Origin of the sequence: Aquamicrobium segne (assembly GCF_042656785.1) — a bacterium.
GTDB classification, from domain to species: Bacteria; Pseudomonadota; Alphaproteobacteria; order Rhizobiales; family Rhizobiaceae; genus Mesorhizobium; species Mesorhizobium segne.
Map to the genome: position 1 here is coordinate 102,586 of NZ_JBHSLL010000018.1, position 20,885 is coordinate 123,470.

Annotated in this window: 21 protein-coding genes and 1 pseudogene; 11 read left to right on the forward strand and 11 right to left on the reverse strand. The window is 55.0% G+C overall.

Features of this window, described 5'->3' with window-relative positions; translation table 11 throughout:
- The first annotated feature begins 43 nt into the window (after nucleotides 1-43).
- From ACFPLB_RS07325 to alaS, 5 genes are all read left to right on the forward strand, one after another.
- Nucleotides 44-1,285, forward strand: a complete 1,242-nt coding sequence (locus ACFPLB_RS07325; RefSeq protein ID WP_378228712.1) for a cysteine desulfurase — start codon at nucleotides 44-46, stop codon at nucleotides 1,283-1,285.
- Complete coding sequence (locus tag ACFPLB_RS07330; protein WP_378228713.1) at nucleotides 1,282-1,674, forward strand: SUF system Fe-S cluster assembly protein; 393 nt, start codon at nucleotides 1,282-1,284, stop codon at nucleotides 1,672-1,674. The genes ACFPLB_RS07325 and ACFPLB_RS07330 overlap by 4 nt, the downstream gene beginning before the upstream one ends.
- Before the next feature lie 111 nt (nucleotides 1,675-1,785).
- Nucleotides 1,786-2,166, forward strand: a complete 381-nt coding sequence (gene sufA / locus ACFPLB_RS07335; protein WP_378228714.1) for a Fe-S cluster assembly scaffold SufA — start codon at nucleotides 1,786-1,788, stop codon at nucleotides 2,164-2,166.
- Nucleotides 2,167-2,375: 209 nt separating this feature from the next.
- Nucleotides 2,376-3,452, forward strand: coding sequence for a recombinase RecA (recA, locus tag ACFPLB_RS07340; protein WP_378228715.1), 1,077 nt, complete (start codon nucleotides 2,376-2,378; stop codon nucleotides 3,450-3,452).
- Nucleotides 3,453-3,702: 250 nt separating this feature from the next.
- Nucleotides 3,703-6,366, forward strand: a complete 2,664-nt coding sequence (gene alaS, locus ACFPLB_RS07345) for an alanine--tRNA ligase (protein WP_378228716.1) — start codon at nucleotides 3,703-3,705, stop codon at nucleotides 6,364-6,366.
- A gap of 215 nt (nucleotides 6,367-6,581) precedes the next feature.
- Here alaS and ACFPLB_RS07350 read toward each other — a convergent pair whose 3' ends face one another.
- A complete protein-coding gene (locus tag ACFPLB_RS07350) occupies nucleotides 6,582-7,793 on the reverse strand; it encodes an NADP-dependent isocitrate dehydrogenase (protein WP_378228717.1) in 1,212 nt (403 codons plus the stop codon).
- A gap of 199 nt (nucleotides 7,794-7,992) precedes the next feature.
- On the opposite strand from ACFPLB_RS07350, the pseudogene ACFPLB_RS07355 reads away from it, so the two are divergent.
- The 3 genes and pseudogenes from ACFPLB_RS07355 (at nucleotide 7,993) to rpsD (ending at nucleotide 10,448) form a co-directional block, all read left to right on the forward strand.
- Nucleotides 7,993-8,816: pseudogene (locus ACFPLB_RS07355) on the forward strand (RNA methyltransferase).
- 14 nt (nucleotides 8,817-8,830) lie between these two features.
- Nucleotides 8,831-9,631 (forward strand): glutamate racemase, encoded by an 801-nt coding sequence (gene murI / locus ACFPLB_RS07360; RefSeq protein ID WP_378228718.1) that lies wholly within the window; start codon nucleotides 8,831-8,833, stop codon nucleotides 9,629-9,631.
- A 199-nt stretch (nucleotides 9,632-9,830) separates the two neighbouring features.
- Nucleotides 9,831-10,448 (forward strand): 30S ribosomal protein S4, encoded by a 618-nt coding sequence (gene rpsD / locus ACFPLB_RS07365; RefSeq protein WP_378228719.1) that lies wholly within the window; start codon nucleotides 9,831-9,833, stop codon nucleotides 10,446-10,448.
- 74 nt (nucleotides 10,449-10,522) lie between these two features.
- Here the strand turns inward: rpsD and ACFPLB_RS07370 are convergent, their stop codons facing one another.
- A complete protein-coding gene (locus tag ACFPLB_RS07370; RefSeq protein WP_378228767.1) occupies nucleotides 10,523-11,722 on the reverse strand; it encodes a multidrug effflux MFS transporter in 1,200 nt (399 codons plus the stop codon).
- Between the two features lie 206 nt (nucleotides 11,723-11,928).
- Entirely contained in the window at nucleotides 11,929-12,264 is a 336-nt protein-coding gene (grxD, locus tag ACFPLB_RS07375) for a Grx4 family monothiol glutaredoxin (protein WP_378228720.1), read from the reverse strand.
- 292 nt (nucleotides 12,265-12,556) lie between these two features.
- Here grxD and ACFPLB_RS07380 point away from each other — a divergent pair, with 292 nt between their 5' ends.
- Nucleotides 12,557-13,207, forward strand: coding sequence for a phosphodiester glycosidase family protein (locus tag ACFPLB_RS07380; protein ID WP_378228721.1), 651 nt, complete (start codon nucleotides 12,557-12,559; stop codon nucleotides 13,205-13,207).
- 51 nt (nucleotides 13,208-13,258) lie between these two features.
- On the opposite strand, the gene ACFPLB_RS07385 is transcribed toward ACFPLB_RS07380, so the two are convergent.
- The 7 genes from ACFPLB_RS07385 to purC all read right to left on the reverse strand — a co-directional run bounded on the left by ACFPLB_RS07385 (nucleotide 13,259) and on the right by purC (nucleotide 18,746).
- A complete protein-coding gene (locus ACFPLB_RS07385; protein ID WP_378228722.1) occupies nucleotides 13,259-13,492 on the reverse strand; it encodes a BolA/IbaG family iron-sulfur metabolism protein in 234 nt (77 codons plus the stop codon).
- Nucleotides 13,493-13,505: 13 nt separating this feature from the next.
- Nucleotides 13,506-15,728 (reverse strand): phosphoribosylformylglycinamidine synthase subunit PurL, encoded by a 2,223-nt coding sequence (gene purL, locus ACFPLB_RS07390; protein ID WP_378228723.1) that lies wholly within the window; start codon nucleotides 15,726-15,728, stop codon nucleotides 13,506-13,508.
- Nucleotides 15,729-15,804: 76 nt separating this feature from the next.
- Nucleotides 15,805-16,386 (reverse strand): hypothetical protein, encoded by a 582-nt coding sequence (locus ACFPLB_RS07395; protein WP_378228724.1) that lies wholly within the window; start codon nucleotides 16,384-16,386, stop codon nucleotides 15,805-15,807.
- Between the two features lie 236 nt (nucleotides 16,387-16,622).
- Entirely contained in the window at nucleotides 16,623-17,018 is a 396-nt protein-coding gene (locus ACFPLB_RS07400) for a hypothetical protein (protein WP_378228725.1), read from the reverse strand.
- Nucleotides 17,015-17,683 carry a phosphoribosylformylglycinamidine synthase subunit PurQ gene (gene purQ / locus ACFPLB_RS07405; RefSeq protein WP_378228726.1) on the reverse strand — a complete coding sequence of 223 codons (669 nt, stop codon included), beginning with the start codon at nucleotides 17,681-17,683 and terminating at the stop codon, nucleotides 17,015-17,017. The genes ACFPLB_RS07400 and purQ overlap by 4 nt, the downstream gene beginning before the upstream one ends.
- Nucleotide 17,684: 1 nt before the next feature.
- Entirely contained in the window at nucleotides 17,685-17,927 is a 243-nt protein-coding gene (purS, locus tag ACFPLB_RS07410) for a phosphoribosylformylglycinamidine synthase subunit PurS (protein ID WP_378228727.1), read from the reverse strand.
- A 24-nt stretch (nucleotides 17,928-17,951) separates the two neighbouring features.
- Entirely contained in the window at nucleotides 17,952-18,746 is a 795-nt protein-coding gene (gene purC, locus ACFPLB_RS07415) for a phosphoribosylaminoimidazolesuccinocarboxamide synthase (RefSeq protein ID WP_378228728.1), read from the reverse strand.
- A 363-nt stretch (nucleotides 18,747-19,109) separates the two neighbouring features.
- Between purC and ACFPLB_RS07420 the strand changes: the two genes are divergently transcribed.
- Nucleotides 19,110-19,430 carry a DUF1476 domain-containing protein gene (locus ACFPLB_RS07420; protein ID WP_378228729.1) on the forward strand — a complete coding sequence of 107 codons (321 nt, stop codon included), beginning with the start codon at nucleotides 19,110-19,112 and terminating at the stop codon, nucleotides 19,428-19,430.
- A 112-nt stretch (nucleotides 19,431-19,542) separates the two neighbouring features.
- Nucleotides 19,543-20,322, forward strand: a complete 780-nt coding sequence (locus tag ACFPLB_RS07425; protein ID WP_378228730.1) for an HpcH/HpaI aldolase family protein — start codon at nucleotides 19,543-19,545, stop codon at nucleotides 20,320-20,322.
- Here the strand turns inward: ACFPLB_RS07425 and ACFPLB_RS07430 are convergent.
- Nucleotides 20,306-20,854: an RBBP9/YdeN family alpha/beta hydrolase gene (locus ACFPLB_RS07430; protein WP_378228731.1), complete on the reverse strand. Its 549-nt coding sequence runs from the start codon at nucleotides 20,852-20,854 to the stop codon at nucleotides 20,306-20,308. The genes ACFPLB_RS07425 and ACFPLB_RS07430 overlap by 17 nt on opposite strands.
- Nucleotides 20,855-20,885 lie beyond the last annotated feature (31 nt).

Below are 20,885 nucleotides of genomic sequence, written 5' to 3' on the forward strand. Positions count from 1 at the left end.
GTGTTCGCTGGGGGCGGTGGAGCAAGGGCGCAGGGAGCCTGTGATGGATCAAATGATCAAAACCGCTGCCTATGATGTTGAGGCTGTTCGCCGCGACTTCCCCATTCTTGCCCGGCAGGTATATGGCAAGCCTTTGGTCTATCTTGACAATGGCGCATCGGCGCAAAAGCCGCAAATCGTGCTGGATGCGATCCACAACGCCTATGCGCAAGACTATGCCAACGTGCATCGCGGCCTGCATTTTTTATCCAATGCGTCTACGGACGCCTATGAAAAAGCCCGCGAAAGCGTGCGCCGTTTCTTGAATGCACCATCGGTTGACAATATCATCTTCACTTCCAATTCGACCGCCGCCATCAATACGGTGGCCTATGGTTTTGGAATGCCCAATATCGGCGAGAGTGACGAGATCGTGCTGTCGATCCTGGAGCATCATTCCAATATTGTGCCATGGCATTTCATTCGCGAGCGGCAGGGCGCAAAACTTGTCTGGGTGCCGGTGGATGATCTGGGTGCGCTGCATCTGGAATATTTTGAAAACAGCCTGAGCGAGCGCACAAAGCTGGTTGCCATCACCCATATGTCGAATGCGCTGGGCACGGTGACCCCGATCCGCGAAATCTGCCGCATTGCCCATGCGCGCGGGATTCCGGTTCTGGTCGATGGCAGCCAGAGCGCTGTCCATATGCCTGTCGATGTGCAGGACCTTGACTGCGATTTCTTCGTCTTTACCGGCCATAAGGTCTACGGGCCTTCCGGCATCGGCGTGCTGTACGGCAAGACGGAGCGGCTGGAAGCCATGCGCCCCTTTATGGGCGGTGGTGAAATGATCGAGGATGTGAGTGAGGACATGGTCACTTACAATGCGCCGCCGCATCGTTTTGAGGCAGGAACGCCGCCCATCGTTCAGGCCATTGGGCTGGGCGCCGCCCTTGACTATATGGATAGTATCGGACGCGCGCAGATTTCTGCCCATGAAGCCGAACTGACCGCCTATGCCCATGAGCGGCTTGGCGCCATTGACCGGCTGCGTATTTTTGGCCAATCCCCGGACAAGGGGGCGATCATTTCGTTTGAATTGCAGGGCATTCATGCACATGATGTTTCGATGCTGATCGATCGTCAGGGTGTTGCTGTGCGCGCCGGTACCCATTGCGCCCAGCCGCTGTTGAAGCGCTTTGGCGTGACCTCCACATGCAGGGCATCCTTTGGCATGTACAATACCAAAGCAGAAATCGACGTGCTGGCCGAAGCGCTGGAAAAAGCCTGCAAGTTTTTTGGATGACGGATATGGATGAAAGCAACATGAATGCGGCGCCTGAACAGGCGAGTGAAGCGGGATCGGTCTCGGCTATTTCCGATGATGAACTGGCGCGGCTGACCGATGACATCATTGCCGCGCTCAAGACGGTGTATGATCCCGAAATTCCATCAGACATCTACGAGCTTGGTCTTATATATCGCATCGATATTGAAGATGACCGCACCGTCAAGATCGATATGACACTGACGGCTCCCGGCTGCCCGGTTGCTGGGGAAATGCCGGGCTGGGTACAAAATGCGGTGAGCACAGTAGAAGGTGTTTCGGGGGTGGAGGTTGAAATGACCTTTGATCCGCCATGGACGCCGGATCGCATGTCGGAAGAAGCGCAAATCGCCTGCGGCTGGTATTGAAGCCGCACAAGCCAACCTTGCGGTGGTTTGCAAATATCCCCATCTTCAGGGAAGATATGTATAAAACTCATTCTGGCGGGAATTTGACTGCCGGACATGGAGAGGACTGATATGGCAGGTTTTTCCGTCATGACGCTGACGCAAAAAGCAGCCGAGCGTGTTCGCGAGATCGCCACTTCACGCGAAGGTGCGCATGGCATTCGCCTTGGCATCAAGAAGGGCGGCTGCGCAGGCATGGAATATACGGTTGATCTGGTTACCGAGCCAAATCCGAAGGATGATCATATCGAGTATGAAGGCGCGCATGTTTATGTTGCGCCTGAGGCAGCCCTTTTCCTGTTGGGCACCGAGATGGACTTTGAAGTCACCGCCTTGCGCACCGGTTTTACCTTTCGCAATCCCAACCAGTCTTCCGCCTGTGGTTGCGGCGAATCAGTGGAGCTGAAAGCGGCTGATCTCAAGGCGCTGGCGCAGGCCCGGGCCGGGGCCTGACCCGGATATTTTTCAAAAACACCTTTCCCTTCCATGCTTTTTATCCGCGTTCACATAGCGGTATTATTTAGAATAAAACGAGAACATATTTTATTTATTCAATGGAATCAAAGTGTTGGCGCTCTTGCTAAATTAGAACAAAGAGTGTACAAAAATATAAGCAGTCAGGAATTGTCCGTCTGTTATTGACGACCAGAAGGTGCTGTATCATGGCTCAGAATTCATTGCGGCTTGTAGAGGACAATTCGGTGGACAAATCAAAGGCACTGGATGCCGCCCTGTCACAGATCGAGCGGGCTTTCGGCAAGGGCTCGATCATGCGTCTGGGCGCAAATGAACAGGCGGTGGAGATTGAAACGGTCTCAACCGGCTCGCTTGGCCTTGATATTGCGCTGGGTGTTGGCGGTCTGCCGCGCGGACGCATTGTCGAGATTTACGGGCCTGAAAGCTCGGGCAAGACAACACTGGCGCTTCACACTGTGGCCGAAGCGCAGAAGAAGGGTGGCATTTGCGCCTTTGTTGATGCTGAACATGCGCTCGACCCGGTTTATGCCCGCAAGCTTGGTGTTGACCTTGAAAATCTTCTGATTTCGCAGCCGGACACTGGCGAGCAGGCGCTGGAGATTTGTGACACGCTGGTGCGTTCGGGCGCGGTTGATGTTCTGGTGGTGGATTCGGTGGCCGCCCTGACACCGCGCGCTGAAATTGAAGGCGAGATGGGCGATTCGCTGCCCGGCTTGCAGGCGCGTCTGATGAGCCAGGCGCTGCGCAAGCTGACGGCTTCGATTTCACGCTCCAACACCATGGTTATTTTCATCAACCAGATTCGTATGAAGATTGGCGTCATGTTCGGGTCTCCTGAAACGACGACTGGAGGAAACGCACTTAAATTCTACGCTTCGGTGCGTCTCGATATTCGCCGTATCGGTTCGATCAAGGATCGTGATGAGGTGACCGGTAACCAGACCCGCGTCAAAGTGGTCAAGAACAAGCTGGCCCCGCCCTTCAAGGTGGTCGAGTTCGACATCATGTATGGTGAAGGCGTCTCCAAGATGGGGGAACTGATCGATCTGGGTGTCAAGGCCGGGGTGGTTGAGAAATCAGGATCGTGGTTTTCCTATAATTCACAGCGTCTGGGGCAGGGGCGTGAAAATGCCAAGCTGTTCTTGCGTGACAATCCCGATACCGCACGTGAGATTGAGGCAACCTTGCGCCAGAATGCAGGCCTGATTGCCGAGAAATTTCTTGAAAATGGCGGCTTTGAAGCGGAGGCTGACGAGGCCTGATCCCGACTTTTGAGAAAAGCTTGGGGCAGCGGAAGCTGCGTTTGTCAGAACGCCCGTTGCTTTAGACGAAAATGATGCAATTTATATATCGGCAGCGCCAGTCCAGAAGGACAAACGCTGCCGATTTTGTATTTTGATGGCTGCAAAAACAGGCGCGTCGTTTCTCATTCTGGACAGGGTTCCGGTCGACCGCTAAAAGGCTGTGTTTGTGCGCTGACATCAATGGCGTTTCTGGGCAAAGGCAGCTTTCATGAGTGGTGTAAACGAGATCCGGTCGACCTTCCTCGACTATTTCCGCAAGGAAGGACACGAGGTCGTTTCTTCAAGCCCCTTGGTGCCGCGTAATGACCCGACCCTGATGTTTACCAATGCGGGCATGGTGCAGTTCAAGAATGTGTTTACCGGGTTGGAGACCCGTTCTTATAACCGTGCCACCACCTCGCAGAAATGCGTTCGCGCTGGCGGCAAGCATAATGACCTTGACAATGTCGGCTATACGGCGCGCCACCACACTTTCTTTGAAATGCTGGGTAATTTTTCTTTTGGTGATTATTTCAAGGAACGTGCCATTGAACTTGCCTGGAACCTGATTACCCGTGAATTCGGGCTGGACAAGAACCGCCTGCTGGTCACCGTCTATCACACCGATGATGCAGCCATTGATCTGTGGAAGAAGATTGCCGGTCTGCCGGATGAAAAAATCATCCGTATTGCCACCAGCGATAATTTCTGGGCGATGGGCGATACCGGCCCTTGCGGTCCCTGTTCAGAGATTTTCTACGACCATGGCGATCATATTTTCGGTGGCCCGCCGGGCAGTCCCGATGAGGATGGCGATCGTTTCATCGAAATCTGGAACCTTGTCTTCATGCAATATGAACAATTGTCGAAGGAGGAGCGTATTGAACTGCCGCGTCCATCCATCGACACGGGCATGGGGCTGGAGCGCATTGCCGCCGTCTTGCAAGGCGAGCACGACAATTACGACATTGACCTGTTCAAGGCGCTGATCCGCGCTTCGGAAGAAGCAACCGGCGTTCCGGCGCTTGGGGCAAACCGTGCCAGCCACCGCGTTATTGCCGACCATTTGCGCGCCTCGTCCTTCCTGATCGCCGATGGCGTTTTGCCCTCAAATGAAGGGCGCGGCTATGTGCTGCGTCGTATCATGCGCCGCGCCATGCGCCACGCCCAGCTTTTGGGGGCCAAAGAGCCGCTGATGTGGCGGCTGGTTCCGGCGCTGTTGCGCGAGATGGGGCAGGCCTATCCTGAATTGGTAAGTGCCCAAAGCCTGATTTCCGAGACATTGAAACTGGAGGAAAGCCGTTTTCGCAACACTCTGACGCGCGGTCTGGCCCTTTTGAATGAGGCAACCGAATCTTTGAGCGGAGGCGATAATCTTGATGGTGAAACCGCCTTCAGGCTCTATGACACTTATGGTTTTCCCCTTGACCTGACTCAGGATGCGCTGCGCCAGCGCAATATCGGTGTTGATCTTGAAGGGTTTAATTTGGCAATGGAGCGTCAGAAGGCCGAGGCTCGCGCCAATTGGGCAGGCTCTGGCGAAGCTGCAACCGAAACTATCTGGTTCGGGGTGCGTGATAAAACCGGAGCCAGTGAATTTCTTGGCTATGATACAGAGCAGGCCGAAGGAATTATTCAGGCCCTGGTCGTCGATGGCAAACAAGTGGAAACAGCAGCTGTAGGCGACAAGGTCGCCATTGTCGTCAACCAGACGCCGTTTTATGGCGAATCCGGTGGTCAGATGGGTGACACCGGCATTATTTCCGGGGATGATTTTTCTATTGAGATTGAAGATACGCAGAAAAAAGCCGACGGCCTCATCGTGCATCTTGGCAAGGTTGTAAAGGGAAAACTGAAACCGGGTGCTGCGGTGGAATTGAAGGTCGATCATGCACGCCGCAGCAGGCTGCGCTCCAACCATTCGGCCACACATCTCATTCATGAGGCGCTGCGCGAAGTGCTGGGCACTCATGTTGCCCAGAAGGGATCGCTGGTGGCGCCAGAGCGGCTGCGCTTTGACATTTCACACAACAAGGCTGTCAGCGCTGAAGAGCTTGAACAGGTCGAGCATATGGCCAATGAGATCGTGGTGCAGAATGCTCCGGTCACGACACGGCTGATGACGGTCGATGATGCCCGCGCTGAAGGCGCCATGGCGCTGTTTGGCGAGAAATATGGCGATGAGGTGCGTGTCGTTTCGATGGGAACTGCACTGCATGGCGAGAAGGCCAACCGGCCTTATTCCATTGAACTGTGCGGCGGCACACATGTGCGCGCGACAGGCGATATTGGGCTGATACGCATTGTTTCCGACAGTCCGGTTTCAGCCGGCGTGCGCCGCATTGAGGCGCTGACCGGCGAGGCGGCCCGGCTTTATCTTAATGAGCAGGAGCAACGCTTGAAGTCGGCGGCTGCGGTGCTGAAAGTTGCGCCTGCCGATGTTTTGGGGCGGGTGGAAGCGCTGGTGGAAGAGCGGCGCAAGCTGGAACGGGAGCTTTCCGAAGCGCGACGCAAACTTGCTTTGGGTGGAGACGCAAATGGTGCTGCCGGTTCTGAGGCAAAGGAAGTGGCGGGCATAAAATTCCTTGGCAAGGTGGTTGAGGGCGTCTCACCGCGTGATCTCAAATCACTGGCCGATGAGGGCAAGAAATCGGTTGGCTCAGGCGTCGTTGTCTTTGTCGGCGTTGTCGAAGATGGCAAGGCAAGTGTTGTGGTGGCTGTAACGGAGGATCTCACATCCCGTTTTTCTGCCGTTGATCTGGTGCGTCAGGCATCTGCCGCCCTTGGCGGGCAGGGCGGTGGCGGGCGTCCTGACATGGCGCAGGCAGGCGGCCCGGATGGTGCAAAAGCCGGGCAGGCGCTTGCAGCCGTTGAAGCGGTGCTGGCTTCCTGATTTCAGTTGCTTTTCTGTATCAACCCATAAAAAAGGCGGTTTCCAAAATGGAAACCGCCTTTTAGTTTAAAGCGTGTCACAATCTTTTTAGATTCACGAGACTCGCTTTAAGTCTTTGTTTTTTCGCATGTCTTTATCTCGAAACTGGTTCCCAGTTCGAGAGACAGGCTTTAGAGCATTTGCCGTCAAGATAAAAATATCTGACGGCAAATGGTTCAGGCCATCGCCTTTTGCAGATTTTCGTCGACCTTGTCGAGGAAGCCGGTGGTCGACAGCCATGGCTGATCCGGTCCGATCAACAGCGACAGGTCCTTGGTCATGAAGCCGCTTTCGACAGTCTCGATGCAAACGCGCTCCAGCGTTTCGGCAAAATGCTTCAGCTCGGCATTGTCGTCGAGCTTGGCGCGATGGGCGAGGCCGCGCGTCCAGGCAAAGATCGAGGCAATCGAGTTGGTTGAGGTCTGCTCGCCCTTCTGGTGCTGGCGATAGTGGCGGGTTACCGTGCCATGGGCAGCTTCTGCTTCCACGGTCTTGCCATCTGGCGTCATCAGCACTGAAGTCATCAGGCCCAATGAGCCAAAGCCTTGCGCCACTGTGTCAGACTGAACATCACCATCATAGTTTTTACAGGCCCAGACATAGCCACCAGACCATTTGAGCGAAGCGGCAACCATATCGTCGATCAGGCGGTGCTCATACCAGATCTTGTTTTCCTTGAACTTTGCCTCGAATTCCTGTTCGTAAACTTCCTGGAAAATATCCTTGAAGCGGCCATCATAGGCTTTGAGAATGGTGTTCTTGGTGGACAGATAGACAGGATAATTGCGCAGCAAGCCGTAATTCAATGAAGCACGGGCAAATTCGCGGATTGAATCATCAAGATTATACATGGCCATGGTGACGCCTGAGCCGGGCGCGTCAAACACTTCATGCTCGATGGTCTGGCCGTCTTCACCGACAAATTTGATGGTCAGCTTGCCCTTGCCGGGGAAGCGGAAATCGGTGGCGCGATACTGGTCGCCAAAAGCATGTCGGCCAATAATGATCGGCTGGGTCCAGCCGGGCACCAGGCGCGGCACATTCTTCATGATGATTGGTTCGCGAAAGATGGTGCCGCCTAAAATGTTGCGGATGGTGCCGTTGGGCGAACGCCACATTTTCTTGAGCTTGAACTCTTCGACACGCCCTTCATCGGGGGTGATGGTGGCGCATTTCACACCAACGCCATGTTTCTTGATGGCGTTGGCTGCGTCAATGGTCACCTGATCATCGGTGGCGTCACGATGTTCAACGCCAAGATCATAATATTCAAGATTGAGATCAAGATAGGGATGGAGCAACTTGTCCTTGATGAGTTGCCATATGATGCGGGTCATCTCGTCGCCGTCGAGTTCGACGATCGGGTTTGCCACCTTGATCTTCGCCATAAAAACTGCCTCATTTTGGAAAATGGCCTTTGCCGCATGGGCAAGGCGTTAAAGATGCGCCCCTATACCAAAAGCTGCGATGCGGCGCAAATCATGTCTGCCTGTTTTGAAAGCCTGTCATGGCAACAAAATTCCTTCAATTTGTCGAATAGATATGGCAGGGACGGTCCTTGTTTTATGAATAAAACTCCGGTTTGTGATGACTGAAACGACCACGCCAGATGAAAAGCCTGCCTCGACCGGTCCGGTGATTGTTCTTGTCGAGCCGCAACTTGGCGAGAATATCGGCATGGTGGCGCGTGCCATGGCCAATTTCGGCCTGCATGAATTGCGGCTGGTCAATCCGCGTGATGGCTGGCCAAGCGAAAAGGCGCGCGCCGCAGCCAGCAAGGCTGATCATGTCATCGATGCTGTGCGTGTGTTTGAGACTTTGCCGGAAGCAATTGCCGATTTGAATTTTATTTTTGCCACGACAGCCCGCGCCCGTGACGGGTTCAAGCCGGTGCGCGCCCCGGTGGAGGCGGGCCGACAATTGCGCGCCCGCAGTCAGGCAGGCCAACGCACCGGCCTCCTGTTCGGGCGTGAGCGGTTTGGCCTGAACAATGATGAGGTCGGACTGGCAGACGAGGTTGTAACCTTCCCGGTCGATCCGGGCTTTGCCTCGCTCAACATTGCGCAGGCTGTGCTGTTGATGTCCTATGAATGGATGAAATCCGGCTTTGCGGACGAGACCCGCACCAATTTTCGGGGGGCAGATATGGAGCCAGCCAGCAAGGAAGACTTGCTGGGTTTGTTTTCTCATCTGGAAGCAGCCCTTGATGTGCGCGGCTATTTTCGACCGCCTGAGAAAAAATCAAAAATGGTGGACAATCTGCGCTCTGTCCTGACGCGGGCAGGTTTTGCGGCGCCTGAATTGCGGGTGTTACGCGGGGTGATTACGTCGCTGGATCGCTATTCGCCCAAAACACCGCGCACAATGGCGCGCAAGGATGTGACAGCCGAAAAATTGGTGGAGCCGGATAAGGAGCGGCCTAAAAATGGCTGAAGCGCCAATCCTGATGTTTGATTCCGGTGTTGGTGGCCTCACAGTGCTGCGCGAGGCGCGGGTGCTGATCCCGGATCGACGCTTTGTCTATGTCGCAGACGATGCGGGCTTTCCCTATGGAGCCTGGGAAGAACCGGCGCTGCGCGCACATATATTGGAGCTTTTTGCCGGGCTTTTGGACCGATTTCGCCCGGAAATTTCCGTCATTGCCTGCAATACGGCTTCCACGCTGGTCATTTCTGATCTGCGGCAGCGCTTTCCGGGTCATCCCTTTGTCGGCATGGTGCCCGCAATCAAGCCTGCGGCGGAACGTACGCGCTCCGGCCTTGTCTCGGTGCTGGCGACGCCCGGAACCGTCAAGCGCCAATATACGCGCGATCTCATTCATCAATGGGCGACAAAATGCCATGTGCGGCTTGTCGGCTCGCAAAATCTGGCCTTGCTGGCTGAAACCTATATGCGCGACGGGTTTGTTGATGAGGAGGCCGTGCGGGCAGAAATTGCGCCGTGCTTTGTGGAGCAGAACGGGCAGCGCACCGATATTGTGGTGCTGGCCTGCACCCATTATCCATTTCTGGCCAATCGGATGCGCAAGACCGCCCCATGGCCGGTGGACTGGCTTGATCCCGCTGAAGCCATTGCCCGACGGGCCCTATCCTTGTTGAGACATGAAACCGGATTGGCAAAAAGTCACAATGATGGGCAGCTGGATCTTGCTGTTTTTACTTCAGGCAGGCCGGATGAGTCCATCCGGCGGTTGATGCAAGGGTTTGGATTGATCGTGCAGGCTTGACAGCGCAGACCTGTCCCTCTAGTGAAACCTGCGAAGCACCGGGCCAACCAGCCCGACTGTTTCATTTGACGTGTCCCGTGGATAGTCTGCTGCTTGGCGCAGACAATTCTGTCAGGTCTCGAAAACGGAGGCCAGAGGAGGGCGCGTTTCCTTCCCCGCAGTCATGAGGCTGTGGGTGTTTTGTTTGAAAGGGAATGCGATGAGCAAGCGCGAATCCGCAAAATATAAAATTGATCGCCGTCTTGGCGAAAATATCTGGGGTCGTCCGAAATCCCCGGTCAATCGTCGTGAGTATGGTCCCGGCCAGCATGGTCAGCGCCGCAAGGGCAAACTGTCCGATTTCGGCCTGCAGTTGCGCGCCAAGCAGAAGCTGAAGGGTCACTACGGCGATATTTCCGAAAAACAGTTCCGCAAGACCTATGATGAGGCCGCCCGCCGCCGTGGGGATACGCCTGAAAACCTCATTGGCCTGCTGGAATCGCGTCTTGACGCTATCGTCTACCGCGCCAAATTCGTTCCGACGATTTTTGCTGCGCGCCAGTTCGTCAATCATGGTCATGTCAACGTCAATGGCCGCCGCGTGAACATTGGCTCTTATCGCTGCAAGCCGGGTGATGTGATCGAGGTGCGTGAAAAGTCGAAGCAACTCACCATCGTCCTGGAAGCTGTCAGTCTCGCCGAGCGCGATGTTCCTGATTATATCGAAGTGGACCATAACAAGATGGTTGCCACCTATTCTCGCGTGCCGAGCCTGTCGGATGTACCTTACGCCGTCCAGATGGAACCCAATCTGGTGGTCGAATTCTATTCGCGCTGATCTGATTGCAATTTTATTTTGAAAAGGCCGTCTTTTGGGCGGCCTTTTCTTTTACCTCATTTATCATAAAAGAATTACAGCGGTTTGTGATGTGCCTGAAACAGCTTGCCGCGTTCTGCAATCAGCACAAAAAACAGCCCTATAATGGCGACACTGAAAAAACCCAGCGCCAGTGGCATTGTGGTGCCGTCATAGGCCTGGCCAATCAGCGCGCCAATGGCTCCGCCACCGGCAGTTCCCATAAAGCCCAGTACAGACGAGGCTGTGCCTGCGACATGGCCGAGCGGCTCCATCGCCAGTGAATTGAAATTCGAGCCGATAAGGCCGAACTGGAACATGGCCAGCGTAAACAGCAAAAGAAAAAGCCAAAGAGGAAGCGTGCCAAACAGGGAAAGCAGGAACCAGATGCTGTTGACGCCGATAAAGCCGAGCAGGGCGCCATGCGAAAGGCGGCGCATGCCAAAGCGCCCGACGAGGCGTGAATTCATGTAGGACGATAAGGCCATGAAGCCTGCCACGCCCGCAAATACCACTGGAAACATGGTCCCCAGTTTGTAAATGCCGACATAGATCTGCTGGGCTGAGTTGATGAAACCAAACAATGCGCCGAAAATGAATGTGCTGGCCAGCGTGTAGCATAAGGCTATGCGGTTGGTGAGCACCACGCGAAATGCCTGAAATATGGAGCCTATGTTAAGCAGGCGCTTGTCGGCCGGATTGAGCGTTTCGGGCAGGCGTATCGCCATCCATATGGCAACGACAATGCTTGCCAGTCCCATGAAGACAAAGATCATGTGCCATTCGGCAAACAGCATGATGATCTGGCCGGTGCCGGGGGCAATGACCGGCACGATCATGAAGACCATCATGATAAGCGACATGGCTTCGGCCATCTGACGGCCGCCAAACACGTCGCGGATGATGGAGACAGTGATGACACGTGTTGCCGCAGAGCCGATCCCGTGCACAAAACGCATGATCAGCAAGCCGGTGAAGGTGGGAGCAACCGCGCCTGCAAAGGCTGCGACGATATAAATGCCCAGTCCGACCAGAAGCGGCCCGCGCCGTCCAAACCGGTCTGCAAGCGGCCCAAAGACAAGCTGTGCAATCGCAAAGCCCAGCAGATAGGCGGAAATGATATATTGGCGGTGATTTTCGCTTTCGACACCAAGACTTTCGCCGATTTGCTGCAGGCCCGGCAGCATGATGTCGATGGCCAGCGCATTCAGCGCCATGAGCATGGCCATCAGGGTGATGAACTCCACCTTGCTCATGCCGGGCAGCGGCTGTGATGCTGTCGTTGTGGCTTTAGCCATAAACTATAACCTTCAAATAAATCTGTCTGGCGCTTGCCGGTTCAAGAGCAGAAAAATGCTGGACCTGCCAGAAGGCAGGTTCTCAAAGAGCAGAAAGGCGCTGGAAACCCAGCGCCTTTGCTAAAACTATGTGTGGCTGTTGTGGCAGCGCTTGAAATAGTGGCTCACGCAGCGCCTTTGGTCTTGATACCCTTTTCACTGAAAAGCTTTTGCAATTCGCCAGCCTGAAACATTTCGCGCACAATATCGCAACCGCCGACGAACTCACCCTTTACGTAAAGCTGGGGAATGGTTGGCCAGTTGGAATAATCCTTGATGCCCTGGCGCAACTCACTGGAATCGAGAACATTGATGCCTTTGTAGTCAAGGCCGATATAGTCGAGAATTTGCACGACCTGCCCGGAAAAACCACATTGGGGAAAGCCCGGTGTGCCCTTCAAAAACAGGACAACATCGCTGTTCTTGACTTCATTGTCGATGTAATCGTTAATTCCGCTCATAGCCAATCCTTTCAAGGCCTGACATGATCAGGCCGCAAAACCCACTCTTCAGATAGCCCTGAGTGCGTTGTGAAACAACCCCGCGCTTCCTGCAGGGCGCTACATTGTCGGAATTGTCGCGGCAAAGCATAACGAGAGCATGAGAAAATTGTCTGTTTTTGCATTTTTTATCGCGCTCATTTTGGTGGGACTGTTGCTTGGGTGGCGCTTGCTTCGCCCGATTGCGGTCGCACCCCCGTCCTTACCGTCCACCTCTGTGTCAAAACCCTGTCAGGATATTTCTTTTGAGGGCGTGGCCCATATTGTGTGCGTGTTTGATCCTGCCGCTTACGATATCCGTATTGCCCATGCCGATGGAAATGGCAGGCCCTTTGGCTCGCTGGCGGCGTTTGACGAGGCCATGTCTGTCAATAAAGAAATGCCGCTGCTGTCGATGAATGCAGGCATGTATCATAAGGATCTGTCGCCGGTCGGCTTGCTGATTGAAGAGGGAAAGATCAAGGCGCCTCTCAATCTTGACGACGATAAGGGCAATTTCTTCATGAAGCCGAACGGCGTTTTCCTGATAGGCAAAGAAGGGCAGGCAGCCGTGATGGAGGCGTTTGAATATGCCCGCACCATGCCGGATACGCTTTATGCGACACAATCAGGGCCGATGCTGGTGATTGACGGGCACATACATCCGCGCTTTGAGTGGAATGGAAAATCGCGTTATATCCGCAACGGTGTGGGCGTTGACCGCAACAATCAGGTGGTGCTGGTCCTGTCACGCAAAGCCGTGAGTCTTGGCCATTTTGCCCGGCTTTTTCGCGATGAGCTGAAATGTGACAATGCACTGTTTCTGGATGGGGCTGTCTCGGCCATGAGCCGTGGCGGCAAACATATTGCCGGGGGTCAGCATCCTGTCGGTCCCATTCTTGCTGTCTTTGAAAAAGAGCAGTGAGGCTCGGATCATTTTTTGAATGAGAAATGATCCGAGCGTTTTATATTTTTATCAGTCCGGTGCGCTGGTCTGGAGCGCCAATGCGTGCAAGGCTTCGCCCATATTGCCCTGCAGGGCCACATAGACCATCTGGTGCTGCTGGACGCGGCTTTTGCCACGGAAACTTTCAGCAATCACCTCGGCGGCATAATGCTCGCCGTCACCGGCAAGGTCACGGATCGTAACCTGAGCGTCGGGAATGCCTTCCCTGATCAGCCTTTCGATCTCGCGCGCATCCATTGCCATATTGTTTTTCCTGTCAGCTATCCATGAAACGCGGGAACCATGATTCGTGTGCGGCTCCCAGTTCTTCAACTGATATGGCACGCGCCTGCCCAAGTTTCAATTCGAGCCCGCCAGTGGCGCCGATATGGTGGGCTGCAACGCCAGCCTTTTCCAGAGCCGCATGCATCGCCTGCCATTCAGGGCTGCCCGGCTGAATGGACAGGGTCAACAGATAACGCCCCTGATCTTCACCGAAAAAGGCGGAGACAGGGTTGCTGGAAGGCGTATCAATCGTGGCGCCAATGCCTGAAGCCATGGCCATTTCAGCCAGAGAAACGCCAAGCCCGCCATCGGAAAGATCGTGACAGGCGCTGACAATGCCGGAAGCGATCAGGTTGCGCACATGATCGCCGGTGCGCTTTTCATGGGCAAGATCGACCGGTGGCGGTGTGCCTTCACTGCGCTCATGCAGAACGCGCAAATAGATGGACTGGCCCAGATGCGTGCCCCAGCCATCAGGAGCGCCGATCAGCAGGATCGGCTGATTTTCACCGGCAAAACCGATACGGGCCATTTTGCGCCAGTCATCAAGCAGGCCCGCGCCACCAATGGTCGGAGTTGGCAAAATGCCTTGCCCATTGGTTTCATTGTAGAGCGACACATTGCCCGAAACGATCGGGAAATTAAGTTCGCGGCAGGCTTCGCCAATGCCCTTGATGGCATGGACAAGCTGGCCCATGATTTCGGGGCGTTCAGGATTGCCGAAATTCAGATTGTCGGTGGCTGCCAGCGGCAGCGCTCCGGTGGCCGTCAGATTGCGCCAGCATTCGGCCACGGCCTGTTTGCCGCCCTCATAAGGATCGGCCTCGCAATAGCGCGGGGTGACGTCCGATGTGAAGGCGAGCGCCTTGGTATCCTGCCCGTCAACGCGCACCACACCGGCGTCTCCGCCCGGGCATTGCAGGCAATTGCCTGAAATGATGGTGTCATATTGTTCCCAGACCCAGCGGCGCGATGACAGGTCGGGGCTGTCAAGCATTGTCAGCAGCGCGTCAGCCACATCGGCTTGGGGAATATCATCTGCTGCAAGCGGGGCCGCCTTGACCGGCTCAACCCATGGACGGTCATATTCGGGCGCTTCATCGCCCAGTTCCTTGATCGGCAGATTGGCCACTTCCTCGCCCTTGTGCAGAACGCGGAAGCGTAAATCATCGGTGGTTTTGCCAACCACGGCAAAGTCCAGCCCCCATTTGATAAAGATCGCTTCAGCTTCCTTTTCCTTCTCGGGACGCAGAACCATAAGCATGCGCTCCTGGCTTTCCGACAGCATCATCTCGTAAGCGCTCATATGCTCTTCACGCACCGGCACCGTATCGAGATTGAGTTCAATGCCCAGATCCCCCTTGGCCCCCATCTCGACCGCCGAGCAGGTCAGCCCGGCTGCCCCCATATCCTGAATGGCGATGACTGCGCCGGAGGCCATCAGTTCAAGACAGGCTTCAAGCAGGCATTTTTCGGTGAAGGGATCGCCCACCTGCACGGTTGGCCGCTTTTCTTCAATCGTGTCGTCAAATTCGGCAGAGGCCATGGTGGCGCCGCCAACGCCATCGCGCCCTGTCTTGGCGCCCAGATAAACCACCGGCAAGCCAACGCCTTCAGCCTTTGAATAAAAAATGGCATCGGTCCTGGCTAGACCGGCGGCAAAGGCGTTGACCAGAATATTGCCATTATAGCGGGCGTCGAAATTGACCTCGCCGCCAACAGTGGGCACGCCAAACGCATTGCCATAGCCGCCAATGCCCGAAACCACGCCCGCGACCAGATGGCGGGTCTTGGGGTGGTCCGGTTCGCCAAAACGCAGCGCATTCATCGCAGCAATGGGGCGCGCGCCCATGGTGAACACGTCACGCAAAATGCCGCCGACACCCGTGGCTGCGCCCTGATAGGGCTCGATATAGGAGGGGTGGTTGTGGCTCTCCATCTTGAAGACCACGCAATCGCCATCGCCAATATCAACCACACCGGCATTTTCACCCGGTCCCTGAATGACGACATCACCGGTTGTGGGCAATGTGCGCAGCCATTTTTTTGAGGATTTATAAGAGCAATGCTCATTCCACATGGCTGAAAAAATACCAAGCTCGGTAAAGGTTGGTTCGCGTTTGATCAGGTCGAGAATACGCTGATACTCATCCGGCTTGAGGCCGTGGGCAGCAATCATGTCGGAAGTGATCGGGGGGGTATTGGTTATGGTCATTGGTTTCTGGCTCGGTTTTTCAGGCTGCGGTCGGTTGCAAACGGGATCGGTAAATTTTCTTGTGACGGGTGTAGGGTTAGATGTGGCGGTAAATCCAGATCGAACAGGCAAATGCGTAGCAATAGGCCAGCATTTCAAGCATTTCTTCGATGCCTTCAAAATGGCGGCTTTCGGCAAGCTCTGCTGCCAATAACATGAGAAAGGCAACACCAAGCGGCCAGAAGACAAGGCTGTAACGGGGGTTGAGGGCGTCCTTGAAATCCTTGCGCCGCACATAAAGCAGCACCGCCATGATGGTGAGCATGATGGCGGAAAGCGTATATTTGGTGGCGGCTGTCAGACAGGGGCCGCCGGGATAAAAGGCGCTGCCGCAACGGGGCGTTTCACGCATGGCGGCATGTAAAAGAATGCAGGCAACCGGGATGCAGATGAAGGCCACGGGATCATGGCTGCGCCATGCGCGTGCGGCAAAGACCAGTGCTGTCACCAGCAAAACAATGGTCTGGGTGCCTTCCACCCGGCCGTTTTCGACAAACAGGGCGTTGCCCGACCCTGTATGAAACTCTGCCCAATAGCCTGCGGCAATAGCCAGAAGCGAAAGGACAATTGCCCAGCCGATCCATTTTGCCGGTTCAGGATAAAAAACAGTCTGCTGCATGAATTTTCCCCGGTGTTTCTTGAAGCCTGATGTTGCGCTTCAAATTATCATGCGAGACGTAGAGCATTTTCGGTGAAAACAGGATCACCTACAATGCTCTACCTCTTTGTTTTTACGCAATTCCGGACGCAAAACCGCTGCGCACTTTTACTGGAATTGCTCTAGCTCATCTATTTTCAGGGTCTTTTTAATCTGGGCCCGTTTCCAAAACGGCGAGCACCAGCATTGAAACCCGGCTATGCGGCGGATGAACAGGCTGCGTTGCCGCTTTGCCAGCGGGCAATATCGGCATTGATGCGCGCGGCCTGTGCCTGCTCCATCAGCGGTCCAAAAACCTCGACGCGGCTTGATGTGCCTGTTGCCTGCACCACCAGAAGCGGCTTGCCGCCATAATGTTTGGCCGGAACCAGCAAAAAGCGTGGTGTGCCGCCAAAATTATTCAGCTCATTGGCCATCTGATAGGTGCGAAAGGCCGGATCCTTGCTGGCAATCCAACATTTATGCGCAGCCATCGCCACCTGTTCCATGATGCGCAGTGACGCGCTCTTGCCTCCGGATTGCGCGGATGTTTTCGAGCCTGACTGGCAGCCGGCAAGGCCAAGTAAAGCGACTATCAGAAAAACAAGCCTCACGCGGCAATACCCAAAGCGCTTTCAAACAATGCGCGGCCATCTGTGCCGCCATGTGCATCCTCAATCAGGTTTTCGGGGTGCGGCATCATCCCCAGCACATTGCCTTTTTCGCTGACAATACCGGCAATATCATTGATCGAGCCATTGGGATTGGCGCCTTGCGCATAACGGAACACCACCTGTCCATTGCCTTCCAGACGCGCCAGTGTTTCAGAATCGGTAAAATAATTTCCGTCCTGATGGGCGATGGGGCAACGGATGATCTGGCCGGGCTGATAATTGCGGGTAAAGCTGGTGTTGGCATTGGCAATTTCCAGCTCGACCTCCCGGCAGATGAATTTCAGTGAGGTGTTGCGCATCAATGCGCCGGGAAGCAAGCCTGCTTCGAGCAGGATCTGGAACCCGTTGCAGACCCCGATGACCAGAACGCCTTGCGCGGCTTTTTCCGCCACGGCCCGCAATACCGGCGTGCGAGCGGCAATTGCCCCGCAGCGCAGATAGTCGCCATAAGAATAGCCGCCGGGAATGACGATGAGATCGACATCAGGGATTGTCGTGTCGCTTTCCCACGCGATCACGGGTGGCTTGCCGGAAATCCGGGTCAGTGCGGCAACCATATCGCGGTCGCGATTGAGGCCGGGAAGGAGGACGATGGCTGATTTCACCTTACACAATCTCCACTGCGTAGTTTTCAATCACCGTATTGGCCAGAAGCTTGTCGCACATGGCCTTGAGGTCGGTTTCGGCTTTGACCTTGTCATCATGGGCAAGTTCAATATCAAACACCTTGCCCTGACGCACCTGGCCGACATCGCCAAAGCCGAGGCCGCCAAGTGCATTTTCAATGGCTTTGCCTTGTGGGTCGAGCACGCCATTCTTGAGGGTTACGATAATGCGGGCCTTGATCACGCTTGGTGCTCCTGTGGAAAAAATTCAGTGAGGCTTGCTGCCCTTGGGCAGGCTGGTGGCGACAAGCACAGGGCCGGTCGGGCGGGGTGGTTCATTCTCGTTCATGATACCAAGACGGCGCGCCACTTCCTGATAGGCTTCAACCAGCCCGCCCATATCGCGTCGGAACCGGTCCTTGTCGAGCTTGTCTTGTGTGGCCGTATCCCACAGGCGGCATGAATCGGGCGAGATTTCATCGGCAACGACGATGCGCATCATCTCGCCTTCATAAAGGCGCCCACATTCCATCTTGAAATCAACCAGTTGAATGCCGACACCGAGAAACAGGCCGCAAAGGAAGTCATTGACGCGGATGGCCAGCGCCATGATGTCGTCAATTTCCTGGGGGCTGGCCCAGCCAAAGGCGGTGATGTGCTCTTCCGAAACCATGGGGTCATCCAGCGCATCGGCCTTGTAGTAGAATTCGATGATCGAACGCGGCAGCAGCGTGCCTTCTTCAAGGCCAAGGCGCTTGGCAAGCGAACCGGCGGCCACATTGCGCACCACCACTTCAAGGGGAATGATTTCCACTTCCCTGATCAGTTGCTCGCGCATGTTCAGGCGGCGAATGAAATGGGTGGGAATGCCCATGCGGTTGAGATGGGTGAAAATATGTTCAGATATGCGATTGTTGAGGACACCCTTGCCGTCCACGATTTCATGCTTCTTGGCGTTGAAGGCGGTGGCGTCATCCTTGAAAAACTGAATCAGCGTTCCAGGCTCCGGTCCTTCATAGAGGATTTTGGCCTTGCCTTCATAAATGCGGCGGCGTGATTTCATCTTGGTGTTCTCTGGCTTGAAAGGCGGCATAGCGACCGCCTGTTTTCAGGCCGCTGGTGCGGCAACCATGGTTCAATCGGGTCTCTAGAGCAACGGGCGTTCTGACGAACGCAGCTTCCGCTGCTCCAGCTTCTTTTTTAGCCGCATTATTGCGACGTCAGACGATTCCGTCCGGCTGCAAAATGCTCTAGCCTAAATGAACGGTTTCCTCAATTGGAATCACTCTTGATACCCCGTTTAAAGGCTGGATGCGGCAGCCGGTTTTGACATTGCCATTAAATCTGTGTGCTGCCCTTTTGGTTTAAGCTCCGGCATTCCATATTGAGGGTCAAGCGAATCGTTTGCATCTGGAGATCAGACATCATGAGTGACATGAAAAACCGGCAAGAGAGTTTTGAGCGCAAATTTGCGCTGGATGAGGAGCAAAAATTCAAGGCGATGGCTCGTCGCAACAAGATGCTTGGCCTGTGGGCGGCCGAAAAACTTGGCAAGAGCGGGGCAGACGCGCAAGCCTATGCTGACGAAGTGGTCAAAGCCGATTTTGAAGAGGCAGGCGACGAGGACGTGTTTCGCAAGCTGCGTCAGGATTTCGATGCTGCTGGCGTGGACCAGTCCGATCATCAGATCCGCAGGACGATGGAAGAACTGCTGGTCACCGCTGCCGAACAGGTCAAGAATAGCTGAACAATTGCTGCATCGGGTCAGATAATAAAGCCACCTGCTTGTCGGGTGGCTTTTTTGCTTGAAAACAAGAGTTTAAAGCGGAGAAGTGAATCTTCATATGAAGGAAGGACGGATGTCACTTAAAGAACGTCTTGAAGCCGATGAGGTGGTTTTGACAAGCTGGTCTGGTGTACCGGACCCGTTGACGGTGGAAATTCTTGCTGCACAGGCGTTTGATGCTGTCACGCTTGACATGCAGCATGGCGGCCATAGCGAAGACAGTGTTTTGCGCTGTCTTGCACCGGTGCTGGCTGCGGGCAGGTCAACCCTTGTGCGTATCCCCGTTGGCCGTTTTGATATGGCCAGCCGTGCGCTGGATTTTGGCGCAGAGGCGGTCATTGCCCCCATGGTCAATTCACTTGAAGATGCGCGCGCCTTTGCCGCTGCAATGAAATATCCGCCACTTGGCCAGCGCTCATGGGGACCAACCTATGCCTTTCCCCGTCATGGTCAGGGCACTCAGCAGGACTGGTTGCGCAGGTCCAATCACCGCACTTTATCTTTTGCCATGATTGAAACACGCGCTGCACTGGATTGTCTTGACGATATTCTGGCAATGCAAGGCATTGATGCGATTTTCCTTGGTCCCAGCGATTTCTCGATTGCCTGGACCGAGGGCCAGCAGGTCAATCCAACGCTGGAAGACATGATGGAGACGCTGGCTGGTGTGGCCGGACGGGCAAGAGCTGCCGGAAAACATGCCGGCATCTTTTTAACTGATCCCGGCTTTGCCGGTCGTTTCGTTGAAATGGGCTACAGATTGCTTGCTTCAGGTTCAGAACACCAGCTTATTGCAAACGGGGCAAGTAAACTTGTTGCCAGCCTGAAGGATTCGATCAAAGACGGCTCATGAAATGCGCAAAGGTCATCGACCCTTCCGGCCATGGGCCGTGGCCGGATTCAGCATTGAGATGGCCTGAGTCGCCAGCGTCGATAAATAGCGAACCCCAGGCGCCGGCAATATCTTCCGCCACCTCAAACGGGCAGTAGGGATCATTGCGGCTGGCCACCGTGATTGAGAGAAAGGGCAGGGGGTCGCGGGGATAGGGACCAAATGTCATGAGATGTTTGGGCCTGATGTCGGGATTGGTGACATCAGGGGCCGCGACAAAGAAAGCGCCCGCAACAGGTTTTTTGATATGCGCCAAGGCGTGAATGACGGTTGGCACCCCAAGTGAATGGGCAACGAAAACAATCGGCCTTTCGGCTTCATTTGCCGTTTTGACAAGTGCGTTTATCCAGTCGTTGCGCTCCGGCTTTGACCATTGCGCCTGCTCGACCCGCCTGGCCGTTGAGAGTTTCGCCTGCCAGCGGGTCTGCCAGTGGTCCGGGCCGGAATTGGTGTAGCCGGGAACGATGAGAATATCTGCGTCTTTGACTTTCATGGGGCCGATGTAGCGGTTGAAGGCCGCCTCT